Origin of the sequence: Microbacterium sp. (assembly GCF_041909575.1) — a bacterium.
Classification (GTDB): Bacteria; Actinomycetota; Actinomycetes; order Actinomycetales; family Microbacteriaceae; genus Microbacterium.
The window spans coordinates 1-20,193 of sequence record NZ_JAYRDE010000054.1; the positions used below are offsets into that span (position 1 = coordinate 1).

Below are 20,193 nucleotides of genomic sequence, written 5' to 3' on the forward strand. Positions count from 1 at the left end.
GTGAAGTCTGCTCCCGCGAAGACCGCGGCGACGTCGACCTCGAAGCCTTCGGGGCCCGTGAGGTACACGCGCACATCGTCGAGATCGGCCGCTGCCGCGTCGCGGATCTCCGCGGCACGCTCTGCCGGGAGGTCGACGTCGGCTTCGGGATCGAGCGGGACCACGAGCAGCGCGACGGTTCCGTCGTCGGATACCTGAGCGGGAGGCACGAAGCCGTCGGGGGTGAAATCGGCGAGCTCACCGGCGGCCTTCTCGCCGATGAGGGCGAGAGTCTCGGGCGCGAGTTCGCCGTCGTCGACCGCGAAGACCAAGAGCGCGGAGGTGGTGTCGGCGCTCGGGAACTCGTCGAGAAGTTCGTCCACCTGCACCGACTCCGCGGAGTCGGGCAGCCCGGCGGTCGGCGCGGTCTCCGCGTCGGACCCGCTCCCCAGGGCGAAGAAGCCCCCGGCGATCAGGGCCGCGAGGACGAGGACAACCCACGACGTCTTGGCCGCGGTCACGAAGCGAAGGAAGCCGTCCACGGCCCTGCCTTTCCTAGTTTTACAGGTAGCTAGATTATCTAGTAACAAGGGAAACTTCGCAACCTTCGTTATACTGGACTGATGGACGCCCAGGTGTCGTTCCCTGCAGACGCGGCCTCGGAACCCTTCGAGGACGGTGGCCCCGCCGTGCACGAGGCCACGATGCACCTGCGGTCCGTCATCGAGATGAGCGACCTGTTCGAGAAGCGGCTGCAGTCCCACCTCACTGTGAATCCGACCGACCTCGAGGCGATGGAGCACCTTCTCTCATCCGGCCCGCTGGGTCCGAGCGAGCTCGCGCGACGGCTGCACATCTCGACGGCGTCGACGACGACGATGGTCGATCGCCTCGTCGCCCTCGGGCACGTGACCCGCGAGCCGCATCCGACGGACCGACGCGGTGTGCTGGTCGTGCCGACGGACACGTCGCGGCGCGCTGCGATGTCGGTGCTCATGCCGATGATCCTCGGCGTCGACGCGGTGCTGGATCGCTACACCGCCGAGGAGCGAGCGGTCATCACGAGCTACCTCGCGGAGGTGGTCGACGAATACCGCTCCCACGCGGCGCGCGACCATCCCGCTTAGCGGCGCGTCCTTCGGCGTGGCCGGCGACTAAGGCAGCCGCTCGATCAGGGCACGGGCGACGGAGCCCGACGACTGCGGGTTCTGACCGGTGACCAGGTTGCCGTCGACGACCACGTGGTCTGCCCAGGGCTCGGCGGCCTCGACGACGACACCGCGCGCTCGCAGGGTCGACTCCAGCAGCCATGGGGCGCGGTCCGCGAGCCCGCCCTGGGTCTCCTCGGCATCCGTGAACGCCGCCACGCGGCGGCCGGCGGCCGCGTTGGTCCCGTCCTCACGGACAGCGGGCACGAGTGCGGCGAGGCCGTGGCACACCAGCGCCAGCGGGAGGCCGTCGTCGAGCGCTCGAGTGAGGAGGTCGGCCGAGACCGGGTCGTGCGACAGGTCCTCCATCGGTCCGTGCCCGCCGGGGTAGAACACGCCGGCGTAAGCGGACAGCTCCACCTCGTCGAGCCGGAGCGGGGCGTGGAGCCCGGGGATCGAGGACAGGGCGGCACGGAGCTCATCGGCATCCTCGCCCGACAGGGAACCCTCGTCGGCGACCGGAACCACCCCGCCCGGCGTGGCGAAGACGATCGTGTGACCCGCCTCGGTGAGGAGTCGGTAGGGGGTGAGCAGCTCCTCCGCCCAGTAGCCGGTGGGATGAGCGGTGCCGTCGGACAGCGTCCAGTGACGCGCGGCTGTGACGACGAAGAGAACAGTGGACATGACGCCTCCAATAAAGGGAACGGCCGTGCGGCCGACATGACGGACAACGGGCGCCTTCTCCCCTGTCTTCCGATAGATTTCCGATGTGACCTATCGGTTTCCTGATGGCATGGCGCACCTCCCGCTGTGGCGGGCGCTCCTCGCCGTGCACACGGCGGGGTCGCTCTCCGGCGCGGCGCGGAGCCTCGGAGTGTCCCAGCCCACCGTGTCGGCGCAGCTGCAGGCGCTCGAGAAGCTGACCGGCGAGCAGCTCTTCGTCCGAGGGGCGCGTGGAGTCATCCCGACTCCGCACGCCGATGACCTCGCCCGGCGCCTGACCCCAGCGTTCGAGGAGCTCGAGAAGGCCCTCGCCGGCACCGATGAGGACGGTGCCGTGGCGCAGCCGCCGGTCAGGGTGGGCGGCGCGGCGGAAGTGCTCGGTGAGGTCGTCGCCCCAGCGCTGGCAGGATGCCTCGCGCGCGGCATCCGCGTGAACCTGACGGCGGGGACGACGACCGCACTGCTCGACGGCGTGCGTGCGGGGCTGCTCGACATCGCCATCGTGTCGGAGCGACCGCGCGGGCGCGCCGTCTCCAGTCGTCCGTGGGCCGATGAGACCTTCGTGCTGGTGGCCGCACCGGAGATCGCATCGCTCGTCGCCGCCACGGGACCGCCGACGCTCCCCCCGGCATCCGCGATGTTCGACGACGTCCCGCTCCTGGCGTATGCGCAGGACGTGCCGGTGCTGCGCCGGTTCTGGCGGCACGTGTTCGGAACCCGCCTCGAGCGCGAGCCGGCATTGGTGGTGCCGGACCTCCGCGCGCTCCGGCAGGCGGCCATCGCGGGGGCAGGGGCGACCGTGCTCCCCAGCTACCTCTGCCGCGAGGCGCTCGGGGCGGGGACGCTCGTGGACATCTGTCCCACCGACGACCCGCCCATCAACACGCTGTTCCTCGTCACCCGGCACCCCACGACATCCGGTCGGCCCCACGTCGAGCACGTGCTGCAGGTGCTCGGGAACGAGGTGCGGCCGGTCATCGCCGACGAACCCGGCTAGGGCGAGAGAGCGAACGGTGGCTCGTTACGCCCAGCCCACCTCCGAAGAATTCCTCCAGGAGCTGCGCGCTCTCATATCCGAGGGCTCGCAGATCACCTGACCCGCCGACCCCGACCGAGCGAAGGCCTCAGAAGGTCGGATGAGAGAGTCGCTGCAGGGTACGCGCGAGGGTGTACCGCACCCGTCCGCTCGGCGTGCGGGGGTCGTAGCCGAGAGACCGCGACAGCGCTGCGCTGTGCTGCTGCACCGTCGAATGGTGAAGGCCGAGCCGCGATGCTGCCGCTCGCATGCTGTCGAGGTCGGCGATCGCGTCGAGCAGGTCGAGCGAGCGCGGGTCCAGCGACTCGAGCGCCGCGACATCCGGAACGGGCTCGGCGCGGGCATCGGCCGCGTCGGCGAGGACGAGGAGCACCCCCAGTTCCTCGGCGTCCACCATTGCGCGCGACGGCGTGGTGAGGCGAAGGGACACGAGCGCCGACCGCCACGATTCGTGCACACGCTCCCGGGTGCTGCGCACCCCGATGCCGGCGCGCGCCCCGGCGGGTGGCTCGGTCTCCGGCGTTCCGAGCACCGCCCGCGCCGGCCCCCACGGCGTCACGATGATCGACGTCGCGGCGCCTGGTGGCGCCGGCACGTCGGGTGTCGACGCGATCGCCCGCAGGACGGGAACGGTGTCGAGTCGCAGCCGCGCCAGCGCGACGTGTCTCTCCTCGTCGCCGGAGTGGCCGCTGAGCGCGGTCTCGACGGCGCCGACTCCGTCCGCATGCCGGGCGGTCGTGATCGCGATCGCGATGCTGAGCCGCTCGAGCACCATCGCGTCGTTGACGTGCGGGCGGCCTTCCCGTTCGATCCAGACGACGCCTCCGCCGGCATCCTTCGACATCCAGCCTGTCGATGACGCCGGCCCGGCGGGCAGCCGCTCACCGACGGCCGACATGCGTGTCGCTCGATCGCGGATGCTGCACCCGACGGGAACACCCGCCAGGGCGGCCGCGCCGCGGACGAGGCTCGGGAGGCCGACCCCATTGGCGACGAGCGCATCGAAGTAGGAGACGACTTTGAGCGTCTCGCTCGCCTCGGGGTCGAGGGCCGTCAGACGGCCGAGGAGTTCCTGCATCGTCGTGCTCCGTCGCGTGTGACGACAACGATAGTCGTGCGGACGGCTGGTGTCCCGGGGCCGCGAGCGCGCAGGCGCCGCGGCCCCGGGAGCTCAGGAGCCGAGGACCCGGTCCACCCAGCTGTCGCGTGCTGCGATCGCCGCCTGGGCGACGGCGGCGTGCGCGGCCATCATGTCGAATCCATGGAACCCGCCCGCCCAGACGTGGAGCTCCGCCTGCACCCCGCTCTCCCACAGGCCGGTGGCGTACGCGACGTCCTCGTCGCGGAACACCTCCACGCTGCCGCAGTCGATGTAGGCCGGCGGCAAACCCGACAGGTCGGTCGCCCGCGCGGGAGCCGCGTAGATCGAGACGTCGTCGGTGCCGCGTCGATCGCCGAGGAGCGCGGTCCAGCCGGTGAGGTTGGACCCGCGGTCCCAGACGCCGACTCCATCGACCTGGTGCGTCGAAACGGTCTGGTCGCGGTCGTCGAGCATCGGGCAGATCAGCAGTTGGCCGACGAGGGCGGGACCCTGCCGATCACGGGCGAGCAGCGCTGTGCCCGCTGCGAGTCCGCCGCCCGCGCTCGCACCCGCGATGAGGATGACGGCGGGATCGATACCGAGATCGGCGGCGTGCTCAGCGGTCCACACCAGGCCGGCGTAGCAGTCCTCGACCGGATACGGATCGGGGAACTCGGGGGCGAGACGGTACTCCGCGGTGACGAGGACGGCGTCGTGGCGGACGATCCACTCGAGCATGCTCGCCACACCGTCGAGTCGCGACCCCAGGATCATTCCGCCGCCGTGGGTGTGATAGATCCCGGGCCCGACTCCGGTACGACCCTCGCGCGCGATGACCGACGCGACGATCTCGTCGCCCCGATAGCCGGGGATGGTCACGTCCCGGCGCGCCAGACCGTTCTGCGACAGGAGCTCGTCCAATGCGGCTTCGGCGAGCATGATCGGGGTCTGCCTCAGCACCGGGATCATCTCGGGCGTCAGCGTCACGGGAAGCTGCTCATTCAGAACGGTGAGCACCGCCTCCAGTTCGGGATCGAACGGCGGGCGAGTGAGTGTGTCGGTCATTGGTGACTCCATCGTCTGCGGCCACTCCATCGTGGCTCCTCGATAACAGGATCGCCATGAGCCGATGTGCCGACACCCGCCACACGGGCCCGAAACTCCGCTCCGCGACCGCCGGATGGCGGACACTCGAGCGGAGGTGGCGGACGGCCCATCCTTACCGCGCGTCGGTTCCCGCTCCTGCTCCCCCAGCACCCGCCAGCTGATCGTGCAGGTTGAATATCTCCACGAGAGGAGTTGCCGCCTGGTCGGGGCGACCCTCGATGCCGACGAAGTAGGGGGCCATCTCGGCTTCCCACCGGGATGCGATCTCGGACGCGGCGAGGTACGCCTGTGCTGCCTGGTCGTCGTCCGTCTCGTAGTAGCCGATGAGGCGACCGCCCGGTGCGAGGAAGAGCGAGTAGTTGCGTCGTCCGGATGCTGCGATCTCGGCGAGCATCTCAGATCGAACGGGACTGTGGCGGGCGATGTAGTCGTCCAGCAATTCGGGCTTCACCTGAAGCTCGAAGCAGACCCTGGTCGTCACGGTGTCGCTGACCATTGGAAGGCTCGTTTCTGGGACGTGAGCGGTGGGAAAGGCGGGAGGCGCCCCCCCCCCCCCGGGCGGACCGGGCGCCTCTGGCGTGTCGGCTTAGAAGTCGAATTCGCCGATGTTGTCTGCGTCGAAGACGAACGGGTCGCCCAGGAGGACGCCGGCGTCGGGGCCGACCTCGAACGAGCCGAGCTTGCCGGCCTCGAACGAGTCGCCCTCTTCGCCGGTGATCTCACCGGTGATGAGCGCCTGTGCGGCGAACGCGGCGAGGTAGCCGAGGTCGGCGGGGTTCCACAGCGCGAACGCGGTGACGGTGCCGTCCTCGACGTACTCGCGCATCTGGTTCGGGGTGCCCAGGCCGGTCAGCGCGACCTTGCCCTTGTACTCGGAGGTCGACAGGTAGCGCGCCGCAGCGGCGATGCCGACCGTCGTGGGCGAGACGATGCCCTTGAGCTCCGGGTAGGTCTGCAGCAGTGCCGCGGTCTTGTCGAACGACGTCTGGTCGTCGTCGTCGCCGTAGACGACCTCGACGAGCTCCACGTTCGGGTGGTTCGCCGCGAGCTCCTCCTCCATCATCTCGATCCACGCGTTCTGGTTGGTCGCGTTGGCAGAGGCCGACAGGATCGCGATCTGACCCTCGTCGCCGATCTGCTCGGTGATCAGGTCGACCTGCACCTTGGCGATGCCCTCCGCGGTGGCCTGGTTGATGAACAGGTCACGGCACTCCGGGTTGGTGTCGGAGTCGAACGTGACGACCTTGACGCCGGCCGAGCGGGCCTCGTCCAGCGCGTCGCAGAGGGCCTCGGGGTCGTTCGCCGACACGATCAGGCCGCCCGCGCCCTGCTGGGCCGCGGTCTGGATGTACTGCACCTGCGAGGTGGGCGACGCCTCCGACGGGCCGACCTCTTCGAACGTGCCGCCGAACTCTGCGGTCGCTTCCTCGGCCCCGCCGGTGGAGGTGTCGAAGTACGGGTTGCCCAGGTTCTTGGGCAGCATCGTGATCGACAGGTTCGCGTCCCCGCCGTCCCCGCCGTCACCACCGTCGGTGGACCCACCCGAACCGCCACCGGCACAGCCGGCCGCGACGAGCGTGACACCGACGGCGATCGCGGCGACCACGCCGGCGCGCCGCGTGCGCTTCATTCCAAACATCATTGTTTCCTTCCTTGGTGCAGTGTGCGTTTGCGTAGCTGCGATTGGTGTGTGGTGGTGCTCTCGGACGGTCACGGCGCATCCGACGCGCCGGCTCGCCCCTTTCTCTTCCCGATGGCGGCGGCCCTGCGGACCTGAAGCCATGCGAGCAGGCTTGACGACACCACAGACACGATCAGGAGCAGTCCCGTGATGACGTTGATGATGTCGCTGGTGATCCCGGCCAGGCGCAGCGCGCTCCCGAGCGTGCCGATGAGGAGCACGCCGGCGATCACGCCGTGCAGCGCGCCTCGGCCGCCGAAGATCGAGACGCCGCCGAGGAGGACCGCGGCGATCACCTGCAGCTCCATGCCCATCGCGTTGTCGCCGCGGGCGTTGGAGTAGAGGAGCGTGAAGTACACCCCGGCGAAGCCGGAGACCGCGCCGCTCAGGACGAAGAGCAGGAACTTCGTGCGACCGACGTCGATGCCCGAGAACGCGGCCGCCTCCTTGCTCAGGCCGATCGCGTAGAGCGAGCGCCCGAACGGCGTGAAGTGCAGCACGATCGCGAACACGATCGCGAGCACGATGAAGGGGACCATGATCATCGGGACCGGCGTGCCCGGGATGTTCGCCTTGGCGAGGTCCGTCCACTCTTCGGGGAACTCCGTGATGGCCGTCGTGCCGAGGAGGCCCACGGCGATGCCGCGGAAGAGCGCGAGCGTGCCGATCGTGACCGCGAGCGAGGGGAGCCCGACCACCGTGATGAGGAATCCGTTGAAGGCCCCGGCGATCGTGCCGACGATGATCGCGACCACGGCGGCGGCCGGGAACGGCAGCCCCGCCTGGGTCAGGATGCCCGTCATGACCGAGGACAGGCCGACGATGCTCGCCACCGAGAGATCGATCTCCTCGGTGATGATGATGAGCGTCATCGGCAGCGCGATGAGCAGGATCGGCGCGATATCGCGCAGCAGGTAGGTGACGGTCAGCGGGCTGTCGAAGTTCTCGACCATCGAGAGCGCTCCGATGATCACCAGCAGGAGGATGGCGATGATCGCCGACTCCCGGGTGAGCAGCACGCGCCGCCACGCGGGCTTGGCGTGAGCCTTGTAGACACGCGTGGGCGCGGCATCCGTCAGGGCGGTCATCGTGTCTCCTCCCGTTGTGCGATGAGTCGTCGGTGCTGGCGGACCGCGAGCACCCGGTCGAGCACGATGGCGCCGAGGATGAGGGCACCGACCACGGCGCGCTGCCAGAAGTCGTCGATGCCGAGGATCGGCAGGGCGCGGTTGATCGTGAGCAGGAGGAAGGCGCCGATGGCTGCGCCCCACACCGTCCCGACGCCGCCCGAGATGGCGACGCCGCCGATGACGGCCGCGCCGATCGCCTGCAGCTCCCAGCCGAACCCGGCGCCGGAGCTGACCGTTCCGTAGCGGGCGGCGTAGAGGACGCCGGCCAGCCCGGCGAGGGCGCCGCTGGTGACGAACGCGCCGATGATGCGGCGCGGGACCCGCAGGCCGTACAGGTGCGCGGCCGCCGGGTCGGAGCCGATGGCGTAGAGCTCGCGGCCGCTCCGGAGGTTGCGCAGGTACCAGGCGGCGACGACGAGCACGACGACGGCGATGATCGTGAGGATCGGGATGCCGAGGATGCGGTCCGTGCCGAGTGAACGGAAGTCCGGCGGCAGGTCGGAGGCATTGATGCGGTCGCTGCCGGTCCACGCGACGTTGATGCCGCGGTACACGTACATCGTGCCGAGCGTGATCACCAGGGCGGGTACGCGGGCGAACGCCACGAGCGAGCCGTTGATGAGGCCCAACAGGCCGCCGAGGAGCACACCGCCGACGAAGACCCCGATGAGCGGGATGCCCGGGATGTCGATGAAAAGCCGGCCCGTGAGATAAGCCGTGAGCCCGACGATGGATCCGACCGAGAGATCGACGTTGCGCGTGATGATGACGATCGCCGAGCCGACGGCCACCAGCAGCAGGAGCGACGGCGTGAGGAGGAGGTCGCGGAATCCGTCGCCCGAGAAGAGGAACGACGGGTTGCTGATCGTCGCGAAGAGGATCACCAGCAGCAGCGCGACGAGGATGCCCGTCTCGCGCGCGGTGCCGATGCGGCGCACCAGCTTGGAGGCGGCGCTCGATCCCGGCTGGACGACGGGGGTCGCTGTCGCGGTCATCGGGCCACCTCCGCATCGGCCGTCGCGGCGAACATGACCGCCTCGGGGGTAGCCTGCTCGCGGGTGAACTCACCCGTGAGCCGGCCCTCCCGCATGACGAGGACACGGTCGGCCATACCCAGCACCTCCGGGAGTTCGGACGAGATCATGAGGATCGCGAGGCCCTGCTGGGCCAGCTGCGACAGCAGGCGATGGACCTCGGCTTTGGTGCCGACGTCGATGCCTCGCGTGGGCTCGTCGACGATGAGCACCTTCGGCTCGGTGGCGAGCCACTTGCCGAGCACCACCTTCTGCTGATTGCCGCCGGAAAGCGTGCCCGCCTCGGCGTCCAGTGCCGCCGTCTTCACCTCGAGCCGGCTCGCCCAGACCTCGGCAGCGCGGTTCTCGAGTCCGGCCCACAGGAGACCCCACTTCGCGAGCTTCGACCGGATCGCCAGCGTGATGTTGCGCGAGACGCCGTCGTCGAGGACGAGGCCCTGTTTGCGCCGGTCCTCCGGGACGAGGGCGATGCCGCGGGTGGTCGCGAGCCGGGGATTGCCCTTGGGAAGCGGCTTGCCCAGCAGCGTGACCGAACCGGACTCATAGGCGTCCACGCCGAAGACCGCGCGAGCGACCTCGCTGCGGCCCGCTCCGACCAGCCCGGCGAGACCGACGATCTCTCCGGCGCGCAGCTCGAACGAGATGTCGCGGAAGACGCCCTTGCGGGTAAGCCCGTCGACCTCGAGCACCACGTCGCCGACCTCGGACGGCAGCTTCGGGAACAGCTCGGTGACGTCGCGACCGACCATCTGACGTACGAGTTCGTCGACGGTGGTGTCGGCGATGGGGGTGGTCTCGATGTACGACCCGTCGCGCATGACCGTGACGGTGTCGCAGAGGGCGAACACCTCGTCGAAGCGGTGCGAGATGAACAGCAGTGCGCGACCCTCGTCGCGAAGACTTCGCGCGACGGCGAAGAGGCGCTCGACCTCGACGCCCGACAGCGCGGCGGTCGGCTCGTCCATGATCAGCACGCGCGCGTCGAGCGAGATGGCCTTGGCGATCTCGATGATCTGCTGATCGGCGATCGAGAGGCCCTCGGTCACCCGGTCGGGGTCCAGAGCCACGCCCAGCCGCTGGAAGATCTCGAGCGCCTCGGTGCGCATCGCCTTGCGGTCGATGCGCCCGAACCGGTTGGTCGGCTGCCGTCCCATGAAGATGTTCTCGGTCACCGACAGGTCGGGGAACAGCGTGGGCTCCTGGTAGATCACCGCGATTCCGGCGGCCTTGGACTGCGCGGTGCTCGTGAAGTCCACCGACTCCCCGTCGAGCAGGAACTCCCCGGCATCGCGCCGGTAGAGGCCGGCGACGATCTTGACGAGCGTGGACTTGCCGGCACCGTTCTCGCCGATCAGGGCGTGGATGGAACCGCGCTCCAGGGTGAGGCTTCCGGAGCGGAGAGCGACCACCGGACCGAACGACTTCACCACCCGGTGCAGCGCCAGCGCGGGGTGCGGCGCGGCGGGGGCGACATCTGCTGCCACGGCGGCCTCCTCGTTGAGGTGAAGATTGATGAATCGATTCAGGCGGGTTTCAGGCTACTGTATGTACAGCGAGGTTCGAGGTCAAGTCGCGAGGCGACAGTGACCTGATCGTGATCCGACGAGGAAGTGGGGGCGCCGTGCCGGTCAGCATCCGTGATGTCGCGCTGCGCGCGGGGGTCTCGGTCGGCACCGTCTCGAACGTGCTGAATCGCCCGGAGGAGGTCTCGGCCGACTCCGTCGACCGCGTCAGCAGGGCGATCGAGGAACTGGGTTACGTGCGCAACGACGCCGCCCGCAAGCTCCGCGCGGGCGTCAGCACAACGGTGGGATTCGTGGTGCTCGACGGCCAGAATCCGTTCTACAACGACGTCGTCCGCGGCGCCGAGGACGAGGCGACCAAGCACGGCATCGCGATCCTCTACGGCAACACCGACGAGGACCTCGGCCGCGAGAAGCTCTATCTCGACCTCTTCGAGGAGCAGCAGGTGCGCGGCCTGCTCATCGCGCCGTACGGCGACGTCAACGCGCGCCTGCAGAGGCTGCGCGCGCGCGGCATCGCGGCGGTGCTCGTCGATCGCTTCAGCGGAGACGGCCGCTTCTCGTCGGTCTCAGTGGACAGCGTCGTCGGCGGGCGCATGGCCGTCGAGCACCTCATCGACCGCGGCAGGCGACGGATCGCTTTCGTCGGAGGGCCGTTCGACATCCGTCAGGTGAATGACCGCCTGGCCGGCGCAAGGGTCGCGGTCGAGAACGCGGGCGTCGATCTCGAGGTGGTGGCGACGGCCGCCATGACCGTCGAAGATGGCGTCGCCGCCGGTGCACGCATCCTCGCGCGACCTCGTCGCGAGTGGCCCGACGCGCTCTTCGCCGCGAACGATCTCCTCGCCCTCGGCCTGCTTCAGTCGCTGGTCGTGGACGGGCGGATGCTGGTCCCCCACGACATAGCGATCATCGGGTTCGACGACATCCCGTTCGCTGCCGCCGCCGCCGTGCCGCTCTCCTCGATCCGCCAGCCCAGCCGCATGATCGGGCGCACCGCGCTGCGCATCGTCCTCGAAGAAGCGGCCGACCCCGAGAGCATCGCCCGCCAGACGGTGTTCCAGCCGGAGCTGGTCGTTCGCGCATCCACTGCATTCCGGCAACCGAGGGCGTGACACCGCGGCCTCACCCAGGGCCTCCACGGTCGGAGCGTCAACGATCCGCCGCGAGATTTAGACCCATTCGGGATGTGGTCACAGGGATCACATCGCGTCTCAGAGCCGCGTCGAATCAACGTTCCGAGTTTTCAAACGCCGAATCCAGTCACACTCGTTCCATTGCGGTTGTTCCCGCTCCTATCCCGCCAGGAGACGGATCGATTTGAACCCGGCCGGATCTCGTGGGCGGAGTACCCCTACGTTCCGGCGGAGTCTTCCGAGATCGCCCTGACCGCCTCGCCCGTTTCGGTCGCGGACAGCGAGAGCGCGATGTCGGCTTGGCTGATCATGCCGACCAGATCATGACCGTCAATCACGGGCAACCGACGGACCTGATGGGTCTCCATCGTGGTGAGGGCGTCACGAATGTCGTCGTCCACGCCGATGGTCACCGGCTTGCCCTCCGCGAGCGAGCCGGCGTGCGCCTGTCGAGGGTCACCGCCCTCGGCGAGACACTTCACGACGATGTCGCGGTCAGTCAGCATTCCCTTGAGGCGTCCATCCTCCCCGCAGATCGGCAGCGCACCCACATCGAGATCTGCCATCAGCCGGGCGGCTTGCGCCATAGTGTCGTTCTCACCGATGCACTGCACGTCGGGGGACATGATTTCACGAGCGGTCGTCATCGCCAGTTCCTTTCCTAGTGCCGCCAAGCTAGGAACCGGAGAGACCTCGGTTGAGGGGCTTGACACCGCGCCGACCGGAGCATACCGGGATGCCCGCCCTTGATTGCGACCCTCCGAGATGTGGCCGTGCGGAACGAGTTCTCACCCCACCGCAGTCCCCGGGGGTCGTGAGCGCCTCGGTCACGGTGCCGTGCCGACGGCGGTGTCCCGCGCCGCGCCCCACGCGATCAGTCTTGGTTTCGCACCAGTGGGGGCCGCGCGGCCCGGTGCGACTTCTGTTGCAGGAACGCGCACAGCTCTGCGAGGGTCGCGAGTTCGTTCGCGATGCGGCGCACGTCGTCTGCTTTGAGCCGGACGGGCTCTTCGCGAGGTTCGAACGTGACGGTCCATTCCTCACCGGCGCTGCGCGGCGGCTCGAGGTAGATCTCTGTGGGCGAGTTGAGGATGCGCATCGCGACAAGCCCCGTGTCCGCCCCATCGTCCCCGTCCTGAGGGATGACCCGGACTGCGCCGTTGCGGGGCGCGTGGATCAGTTCGAACTCCGCGACCCACGATTGAAGGACCTCGAGCGATCGGAACGGCATCGTCAGGCCCTCCTCGCTACTCAGCCGCATCAATAGTGTTCATCGCCCCGGGAGCATCACGCAACATTCGCGCCCCTCAACTCCACCTCTCTCAAACTCGGCCGGTCGATCTCCCTCCGGGTGCGAGCGCAGGACCCACCCCTCACCGCTGCGCCAGCGAATTCGGCGATCCGCGCGTCGAAGGCTCACGGATGTCAGTTCTTGGCGTCAGCGGATGACTGCTGATGGGTTGACTCGGCACTGCCTTCCTCTTCGAGCCGCTTCGACAGCAGCACGATCAGGATGACGCCGAACGTGTCGGCGACGAGGCTGATGTTGTACTCCCAGATGAACCAGATCCAGAATTCCTGGTAGTCCAGCGGCTGATTGTGAACGGTCTGGTCGTCCACCCACACGCTGTGTCCGGCCCAGAGGGCGAGCGCGGTCTGCGCGAGCAGGATGGCCGCGAGGACGATGGACAGGCTGTGCCGCTGCCAGAAGGTGCCTTTGCGCGCAGCGCCGCGAATGTTCAGTGCCATGAGTGCGACTGTGCCGAACGCTCAGCGAGTTGTCCAGGTGCTCTTCTCCCGCTCGGCGAACGGTGGGGCGCCCCGCACTCTGGCCCTGCGAACGGTGGCGGAGGGGCGTTTGCCAGCTCCCACCGCGCGAGGAGACCGCCCCCGCCCGAGGTCCCCGGCATGGGGATATTGACCTTTATCGGGACCGCCTGTTCCCGATTTGTTCCCCCGTCGCCGTTCGCGAAGAGAAAGCCCCGCGATCCCCCTGTTACGCCGGGCTTCGACGTGGCGGTGACGGTGGGATTTGAACCCACACGGGATGAGATCACAGGGGCATCTTCGAGTCACGGAAGCGCGGAAAGCCGGCCCTTCGAGTTCCCAGAAGCATCCGGACCCTCCATCGAATGCCGGCAGCTTGTTCCCGCCGCTGTTCTCACTTGCCGTGTCATGTCGATCCTCTTGCGACAACGCAGATCGCGACTCGGGACGTCCGACTTGTCGGAGTACGGCAGCGACGCAGACGCCTCCAAGGCGGCGCTGGTTGCGACGTGTCTCCGAGCCCGACGTTGAGACCTTTAATTCGAGATGGTTCTCAAATCCAGCCGACGGCCGGAGCTCCAACCCGCGATCCGCAGGCTCGACCGCCGCTACGTCAGTGTGCTCTCCGCAGGAGGCGAGGCTCTTGGGGCTCCCACCAGCCCCGCATTGGATCTCGCACTATTCGCTGCCCTCGACGTGCCGATCGAGTTCTTGGCGATTCGCTCTCGCTGAGTGGTGAGCTCTCAGGGACGTGGTTCACGCGCGCTGGCCTACGACTGAACGGAGGTTCGCCCGTCCTCATTCGACGGGGGCTCGATGGACTCAAATAGCCGGACGATCGCGCTGAAGGTGCGCTCCGACACCGGACGCGGCTCGACACCGGTCGCTTGGATCCGATGTATCACCTGGACGGTCGATCGTCCGATCCCCGCGAGCTGAGCGATTCGCCGCAGCGACAGCCCTCGCGCGTTGAGCTCTTGAACGAGCGCCGCCGCAGGCCGCGGGTCGAGTCCCTCGGCCCGCGGCTGGACGCCGTGAGCACGTCGAGCCGCCAGCCGATACGCATGTCGCGCCTCGAAGCACGACATGCCGGTGCGATCTGCCGGGCACTCCGCGGCATCCCGGCATCCCGTCAGGTAGCCCTGGTTCGTTCCATGCTGGACGGGCTTACCCGAGCCCGCCAGGCGACGTTTCTTGTAGGTGCGGACGTAGATCCTTCGAGCACCCGCGCATGTGACTCGTCCGAGCACCCAGTTCGGGCACGAGCGCTCGTTGCGGCATCCTCGCTTGTATCCCCACGTCGTCCCGTGTACCAGAGAACGCACCGGGTTCTGCGCATCGGCGTCGGCGCGCGAGACCGTCTTCAACGCGTTCGGTCGCGGGATCGGCTGAGTGAGCGGAAGGAGCGTCAGCGAGTACGAGCCGTGGCGTGCGATGGCTGCTTCGACACACGTCAGGAAGTGCGCCGACCCGTGAAGAGGGCAACCGCCGCGAGACGTGCATCCGCTGCGCACCCCGGAAGGACTGCCGTGAACGATCCCGCCTGGGCACCCATCGAGCCCGTCTCCTGCGGCGCGACGGTTCATCGCAGGAGCGTCGATTCTTCGACCGTGCGCAAGGCTTGCGCGGCGATCGTCAAGGCGGGATTCATCGCGCCGCTCGAGGGGAAGAAGCTCGCGTCGATGATCCACAGATTGTCGAGGTCATGGGCTTTGCAGTACTCGTCAACGACAGAAGTCGCCGGATCGCCCCCTGCGCGCAAGGTTCCGCACATGTGGCTGTTCATGCTGATGTCGAAGACTTGAGAGACCGTCACGTCGTATCCGGCATCGCGGAGAAGGCCTCGCGCCCGCTTCATGAGTTTGCGATGAGTGCGTACCCCCTTCGGCGTTCGACTGGTGATGATCTGGCCGCCCGGCGACAGCGAGACGCGGTTCTCCGCGTCCGGAAGGTCCTCGGCCATGATGAGCCACTCGACGCTGCGCGCGGCGACGAAATCGAGCATCGGCGTCGGCACTGCTTTCGCGAAGGCCTTCATCATCATGCCCTGCACCTTTCCGACCAGCTGCATGATCCCGAGCGGATAGCCCTCGCCGCCATCGTTGTACCAGTCGTGCACCGAGAGTGTCTTCTGGAAGACGACGTCGTTCCGCCGATCCAGATCCACCGCCGCGAAATGCGCGTTGTTGTGCATCATGAAGTTGCGGCCGACCTGGTCTGAGCTGTTCGCGAGCCCTCGCGGGTTCCTGTCATCTGCCGAGGCGAGAAGGATCGCAGCCGAATTGGCGGCACCCGCCGACAGCACGAACTTGCGGCCGACGATCTCCTTCCTCCCTTCAGGCGTCTCGACGACGAGCTTTTCTATCCTCCGGTTCGTACGATCGGCAACCATCTGCACGACCCTTGCATCCGTGAGCAACTCGACATTTCCGGTCGCGACCGCCGGCCAGATGCCGCAGATCTCGGAGTCGCTCTTGGCGTCGAGGATGCACGGGAATCCGTCGCACGTGTAGCACCGGATGCATCGACCGCCGGGCCCACTGTCGAGGCCCATGACGTTAGAGCTGGGGTTCACGCCGACGTCGCGCAGCCTCGCAGCGAGCGAGGCGATGTACGGCTCGTGCTCAAGTGCGGGAAAGGGGAACGATGTGCTCCGCCAGGGTTCGGTCGGATCCTCGCCGGCATTGCCGTGCACCGAGTACATTCGTTCGGCTGCACCGTAGAACGGCTCGATCTGCGCATAGGTGAACGGCCAAGCCGGGGATACGCCGTCGAGATGCTCAATCTCGCCGAAATCCGCCTCACGGAATCGTGGCAGGCTCGCACCGTAGACCTTCGTGTTCCCGCCGACCACGTAGTGCACACCGGGAGAGAACTCCCGTCCGCGCTTGTCGAGCCACTTCTCGGCGGGCTTGTACCGCTTTCGAAGGAAGACCTCCGAAGGCGACCAGTTCTGCGGCTCGCGAGGCAACCGAGGGCCCCGCTCAACGACGAGCACGCTCGCTCCGGCCTCCGCCAACGCTCTGGCGGTAGTGCCGCCGCCCATCCCGGACCCGATCACGACATAGTCCGCGCGGATCATGCCGCGCTCATCAAGCTTGTCAACTTCCATCATTGGTTGCTCCACAACTTGTGTATCGATGTACATTTACACGGTTGAGCCCCTTGAATCAAGCCCGCGGATCTGCTTAGCTCAATTCAATGGTTTACAGATCGAACGACCAGCGACCCTCGTTGCTCACAATCGCCCGTGCGCTCGGCATTTCGACGAGCACGGTGTCGAATGTGTACAACAAGCCGGATCGGGTGGGAGCAGCAACAAGAGCGCGCGTGTTGGCCGAGGCAGCGCGGATCGGCTATTTAGGGCCCGATCCATCCGCAAGGCAGCTGAGGCGCGGATCGACCGACCTTGTCGGGCTGATCTTTACCGATGAGCTGTCTTTCGCCTTCCGAGATCAGGCTGCGACAGGCTTCATGTCAGGACTGGCCTGGGCATGTGGCAGGGCGGGCAAGAACCTTGTGCTGCTCAGCGCCGGCGCGCCGAGTCAAAGTGAACCCCGACAGCAGGTGGCTCTGGCTCCGATGGACGGTGCCGTGGTCTATTCGGTGGCGGATCACGACCCAGCGTTCGAGCAGGTGGTCGCGCGCGGCCTTCCGCTGGTCGTCGTCGATCAGCCGGGGCCCGACGCGAGATGGACCTGGGTGGGCCTCGATGAGTACGCGTCGGCGAAGCGAGTGGGTGAGCACCTGCGCGAGTTCTCCCACGTGGATGTCGCGGTGATCACTTCGCGCCTCAGTCGCGAACCGAGAAACGGACTCGCCGCATCTTCCACCGACATCGCGTACCGCGTACGCCGCGAGCGACTCCGCGGGTTCTCGTCGGTCTTCCCCGCTGAAGGCGCGCCTTCCATCGCCGTCCATGAAAGGTTCGAGAGCTCCGAGCGATCGGGGGCCGAAGCGTTCGACGCGATCTGGGATGCCGCTCGCCGCCCCACCGCCATCTTCTGCCTTTCGGATGCCCTCGCGCTCGGCGCCCTGGCCCGGGCCCGCGAGCGCGGAGTGGCCGTCCCTCAGGACGTGAGCATCATCGGCTTCGACGATGTGCCGGCGGCTGCGTCTGTCGGCCTCTCGACCATGAATCAACCGCTGGAGGAGAAGGGCCGTGAGGCAGGCGCTGCCATCTGCGCCCTCATCGACGAGCCCCGCGGCGGGCGATCCCGGGGCACCCGTGCGATCACGCTTCAGACCACGCTGCAGGTCCGGAGCACAGTTGGGCCGGCGCTGGTCTAACTCGCGCATACGATTGCGCGAACCCAGCACCTCCCGTACGTTCGTCACCTGTGACCACGATTCCAACTACACAAGAACCCCTGTCATCCGCCCCCGTCGGCATCGGCGTGCTCGGGGCCGCGCGCATCGCGCCGGACGGTATCGTCATCCCCGCTCAGGCGACGGGTTCGCGTCTCATCGCGATCGCGGCACGAGACACGGCGCGGGCGCGGGCGTTTGCCGAACGTCACGGGGTAGCCCGCGTTTATGACGGGTACGACGACGTCATCGGGGATGAAGATGTCGAACTCGTGTACAACCCTCTTGCAAACTCCCTGCATGCGGAGTGGAATCTTCGCGCAATCGGGGCGGGGAAACACGTGCTGTCCGAAAAGCCGTTTGCGCGCAATGCCGCCGAAGCCGAGCAGGTGCGCGACGAGGGCGTCCGTGCGGGCGTCGTCGTCGCTGACGGATTCCACTACCGGTATCACCCCGTGTTCTCCCGGATGGTCGAGATCGCCAATCGCGGCGAGATCGGCGAGATCACCAGCATTGTCGCCAACGTAGTGATTCCCCGCCCTTCCGCGGAGGATCTTCGCGTCTCGCCTGCGCTGGCCGGTGGAGCCCTCATGGATGGCGGATGCTACGCGCTCCACGCGGTGAACCTCGCGTCGAGGCTGACGATCGGGGCGGGAGAACTGCAGCGGGTTGATGGCCGGCCATTCGATGATCTGCCGACGATCGACGAGACGGTGACGGCGGAGTTCGCGCTCCCCGCTGGTGCTGTCGGGATAGCTCACTGCTGGATGGGAGGAGATCGTCAGGAGCTCTCGCTGAGGATCGAGGGAACCCACGGCACCGTCTCGATCCCCGACTTCATCCTCCCGCAGGACGATGATCGCGTCGTCCTTACAGACAGGACCGGAGCGATCGTGCGCGAGGAGCATCTGGGGCGCAGGTCTTCGTACACGTATCAACTCGAGGCGGTGCTGCGCAGCATCCGGTACGGCGACCCTCTCCCTACCGACGCGACTGATGCAGTCCAGACCATGCGTCTGGTGGATCGGTGCTACGACGAGATCGGCCTCCCTCGACGCTGAGCCTCCGATCCAACACCTGCCGAATGTGACGCACACGATTGCGCAAACGAATGCTCGCTGCTAGCGTCCCCATAGCGACGATCGGGGACGAGAGTTCTCCGGTATCCGTGACGGTTGCGGCGCAGCGCCAAGAGGCAGCCGTGAACTCGACAGAACTCGAAGGAGAGTGCATCACATGCTGAGGACCAGGAAGTCTCGCCGCGTCAACGGCGTCATCGCGGCGATCGCAGTCACTACGTTGGCGGTGACCGCCTGCGCGTCGGGGGCGGCCCCGTCGAGCGACAACGGCACGGTCGGTGCGACGCTGCTCAGCCTCCAGTACCCGTTTCTCGTCACACTCGACGACGCTGCCAAGGCCCAGGCAGCGGAGGAGGAGATCGGCTACATCTCGCTCGATCCGCGCCAGAAGACGGCCACCGAGCTGACCCAGATCGAGGACCTCATCACCCGCAAAGTCGATGTGATCATCATGATCCCGGTCGACCAGCAGACCAGCCAGGCGGCGGCGAAGAAGGTTAACGAGGCAGGTATTCCGCTCCTGCTCGTCAACACCTCGTTCGAGGACTTCGACGGCGACTACGTGAGCTATGTCGGCTCCGATGACACCTCAGCAGGCGTAATTCAAGGCGAGTACCTCGCAGAGCAGCTTCCGGACGGAGGCAAGGTGATCTACCTCGTCGGCCAGTACGGCGGGGCGGGCACGGAGCGCCGCAAGGCCGGTTTCGACAGCGTGCTCGCCGATCGGCCCGACCTCGAAGTCGTCACGGAACTCGAAGCCCATGGATCGCGCGCCGAGGGCAAGACGATCATGGAGGACCTCCTGCAGAAGTACGGCAAGGGTGAGGTCCAGGCCGTCATCGCCCAGAGCGACGAGATGGCGATCGGCGCCGCGTCAGCGATCAAGGAGGCCGGTCGTGAAGATGAGTTCACGGTTGTCATGGGCATCGACGGATCGGCCGATGGTCTCGCAGCCGTCGAAGACGGGTCGCTCACGGCGACGGTGTTCCAGGATGCCGTGGGCCAGGGTAAGGCAGCCATCGAGACTGCGGCCAAGATCATCCGGGGCGAGACCGTGCCGAAGGTCGTCGACCTGCCGTTCGTGCTGGTGACGAAGTCCAACGTGGCGGACTTCCAGTAGCCAGCGCCTGATCGGGGGCACGCCCGCGCGGGCGTGTCCCCGATCATCGTCCGCGGAGTGATCTCGCTATGCAGGAGGTTTGTGAAATGAACTCGAGCGCTCACCATCAGACCGTGCCGATGCACCTGACCGTCTCGCAGCTCGTCGACCGCGTGAACGGACTCGCTCGGGGCGGCGGTCGCGTCATGATCGGGATCTCCGGCGCGCCCGGAGCCGGGAAGTCCACCCTGGCGGAGATGGTCCGGGCGGCGGCCGCAGCGCCGGCCGCCGTTGTCCCGCAGGATGGATTTCACATCGCCAGCATCGCCCTCGACGACGAGCGCAGCCGACGCCGAGGCGCG

At 67.6% G+C, this 20,193-nt stretch carries 20 protein-coding genes and 1 pseudogene; 8 read left to right on the plus strand and 13 right to left on the minus strand.

Annotated elements, in window-relative coordinates:
- Positions 1 to 521 (minus strand): MMPL family transporter (locus tag ACE3O1_RS09095; protein WP_374314690.1); only part of this gene is annotated, 521 nt, incomplete at its 3' end.
- 81 nt (positions 522 to 602) lie between these two features.
- On the opposite strand from ACE3O1_RS09095, the gene ACE3O1_RS09100 reads away from it, so the two are divergent.
- Positions 603 to 1,106 carry a MarR family winged helix-turn-helix transcriptional regulator gene (locus ACE3O1_RS09100; protein ID WP_374314692.1) on the plus strand — a complete coding sequence of 168 codons (504 nt, stop codon included), beginning with the start codon at positions 603 to 605 and terminating at the stop codon, positions 1,104 to 1,106.
- A 27-nt stretch (positions 1,107 to 1,133) separates the two neighbouring features.
- Here the strand turns inward: ACE3O1_RS09100 and ACE3O1_RS09105 are convergent, their stop codons facing one another.
- Entirely contained in the window at positions 1,134 to 1,811 is a 678-nt protein-coding gene (locus ACE3O1_RS09105; protein ID WP_374314694.1) for a type 1 glutamine amidotransferase domain-containing protein, read from the minus strand.
- A gap of 109 nt (positions 1,812 to 1,920) precedes the next feature.
- On the opposite strand from ACE3O1_RS09105, the gene ACE3O1_RS09110 reads away from it, so the two are divergent.
- Positions 1,921 to 2,847: a LysR family transcriptional regulator gene (locus ACE3O1_RS09110; protein ID WP_374314697.1), complete on the plus strand. Its 927-nt coding sequence runs from the start codon at positions 1,921 to 1,923 to the stop codon at positions 2,845 to 2,847.
- A gap of 127 nt (positions 2,848 to 2,974) precedes the next feature.
- Here the strand turns inward: ACE3O1_RS09110 and ACE3O1_RS09115 are convergent, their stop codons facing one another.
- The 7 genes from ACE3O1_RS09115 to ACE3O1_RS09145 all read right to left on the minus strand — a co-directional run bounded on the left by ACE3O1_RS09115 (position 2,975) and on the right by ACE3O1_RS09145 (position 10,403).
- Complete coding sequence (locus ACE3O1_RS09115) at positions 2,975 to 3,964, minus strand: hypothetical protein (RefSeq protein WP_374314700.1); 990 nt, start codon at positions 3,962 to 3,964, stop codon at positions 2,975 to 2,977.
- Between the two features lie 93 nt (positions 3,965 to 4,057).
- Entirely contained in the window at positions 4,058 to 5,032 is a 975-nt protein-coding gene (locus ACE3O1_RS09120) for an alpha/beta hydrolase (RefSeq protein ID WP_374314702.1), read from the minus strand.
- A gap of 154 nt (positions 5,033 to 5,186) precedes the next feature.
- Positions 5,187 to 5,570, minus strand: a complete 384-nt coding sequence (locus tag ACE3O1_RS09125) for an L-rhamnose mutarotase (protein WP_374314703.1) — start codon at positions 5,568 to 5,570, stop codon at positions 5,187 to 5,189.
- A 90-nt stretch (positions 5,571 to 5,660) separates the two neighbouring features.
- A complete protein-coding gene (rhaS, locus tag ACE3O1_RS09130) occupies positions 5,661 to 6,713 on the minus strand; it encodes a rhamnose ABC transporter substrate-binding protein (RefSeq protein WP_374314716.1) in 1,053 nt (350 codons plus the stop codon).
- A 71-nt stretch (positions 6,714 to 6,784) separates the two neighbouring features.
- On the minus strand, positions 6,785 to 7,843 hold the full coding sequence (locus ACE3O1_RS09135) for an ABC transporter permease (RefSeq protein WP_374314704.1): 1,059 nt from the start codon (positions 7,841 to 7,843) through the stop codon (positions 6,785 to 6,787).
- On the minus strand, positions 7,840 to 8,880 hold the full coding sequence (locus tag ACE3O1_RS09140) for an ABC transporter permease (protein ID WP_374314705.1): 1,041 nt from the start codon (positions 8,878 to 8,880) through the stop codon (positions 7,840 to 7,842). Before ACE3O1_RS09140 ends, ACE3O1_RS09135 begins: the two co-directional genes overlap by 4 nt.
- The gene (locus ACE3O1_RS09145; protein WP_374314706.1) at positions 8,877 to 10,403 is read right to left on the minus strand and encodes a sugar ABC transporter ATP-binding protein; all 1,527 of its coding nucleotides are present in this window, start codon (positions 10,401 to 10,403) and stop codon (positions 8,877 to 8,879) included. The genes ACE3O1_RS09140 and ACE3O1_RS09145 overlap by 4 nt, the downstream gene beginning before the upstream one ends.
- 137 nt (positions 10,404 to 10,540) lie before the next feature.
- On the opposite strand from ACE3O1_RS09145, the gene ACE3O1_RS09150 reads away from it, so the two are divergent.
- Entirely contained in the window at positions 10,541 to 11,557 is a 1,017-nt protein-coding gene (locus ACE3O1_RS09150) for a LacI family DNA-binding transcriptional regulator (RefSeq protein ID WP_374314707.1), read from the plus strand.
- Between the two features lie 239 nt (positions 11,558 to 11,796).
- Here the strand turns inward: ACE3O1_RS09150 and ACE3O1_RS09155 are convergent, their stop codons facing one another.
- From ACE3O1_RS09155 to ACE3O1_RS09165, 3 genes are all read right to left on the minus strand, one after another.
- Positions 11,797 to 12,225, minus strand: coding sequence for a CBS domain-containing protein (locus ACE3O1_RS09155; protein WP_374314708.1), 429 nt, complete (start codon positions 12,223 to 12,225; stop codon positions 11,797 to 11,799).
- 227 nt (positions 12,226 to 12,452) lie between these two features.
- Complete coding sequence (locus ACE3O1_RS09160) at positions 12,453 to 12,809, minus strand: hypothetical protein (RefSeq protein WP_374314709.1); 357 nt, start codon at positions 12,807 to 12,809, stop codon at positions 12,453 to 12,455.
- A 194-nt stretch (positions 12,810 to 13,003) separates the two neighbouring features.
- Complete coding sequence (locus tag ACE3O1_RS09165; protein ID WP_374314710.1) at positions 13,004 to 13,327, minus strand: hypothetical protein; 324 nt, start codon at positions 13,325 to 13,327, stop codon at positions 13,004 to 13,006.
- A gap of 564 nt (positions 13,328 to 13,891) precedes the next feature.
- Here ACE3O1_RS09165 and ACE3O1_RS09170 point away from each other — a divergent pair.
- Entirely contained in the window at positions 13,892 to 14,077 is a 186-nt protein-coding gene (locus ACE3O1_RS09170; protein ID WP_374314711.1) for a hypothetical protein, read from the plus strand.
- Positions 14,078 to 14,927: 850 nt separating this feature from the next.
- Here the strand turns inward: ACE3O1_RS09170 and ACE3O1_RS09175 are convergent.
- Complete coding sequence (locus ACE3O1_RS09175; protein WP_374314712.1) at positions 14,928 to 16,460, minus strand: GMC oxidoreductase; 1,533 nt, start codon at positions 16,458 to 16,460, stop codon at positions 14,928 to 14,930.
- 86 nt (positions 16,461 to 16,546) lie between these two features.
- Between ACE3O1_RS09175 and ACE3O1_RS09180 the strand changes: the two genes are divergently transcribed.
- The 4 genes and pseudogenes from ACE3O1_RS09180 to ACE3O1_RS09195 all read left to right on the plus strand — a co-directional run.
- Entirely contained in the window at positions 16,547 to 17,635 is a 1,089-nt protein-coding gene (locus tag ACE3O1_RS09180; protein ID WP_374314713.1) for a LacI family DNA-binding transcriptional regulator, read from the plus strand.
- Between the two features lie 50 nt (positions 17,636 to 17,685).
- The gene (locus ACE3O1_RS09185) at positions 17,686 to 18,714 is read left to right on the plus strand and encodes a Gfo/Idh/MocA family protein (RefSeq protein ID WP_374314714.1); all 1,029 of its coding nucleotides are present in this window, start codon (positions 17,686 to 17,688) and stop codon (positions 18,712 to 18,714) included.
- A gap of 175 nt (positions 18,715 to 18,889) precedes the next feature.
- A complete protein-coding gene (locus tag ACE3O1_RS09190; protein WP_374314715.1) occupies positions 18,890 to 19,852 on the plus strand; it encodes a sugar ABC transporter substrate-binding protein in 963 nt (320 codons plus the stop codon).
- A gap of 113 nt (positions 19,853 to 19,965) precedes the next feature.
- Positions 19,966 to 20,193 (plus strand): annotated as a pseudogene (locus ACE3O1_RS09195) (nucleoside/nucleotide kinase family protein); the annotation flags it as partial.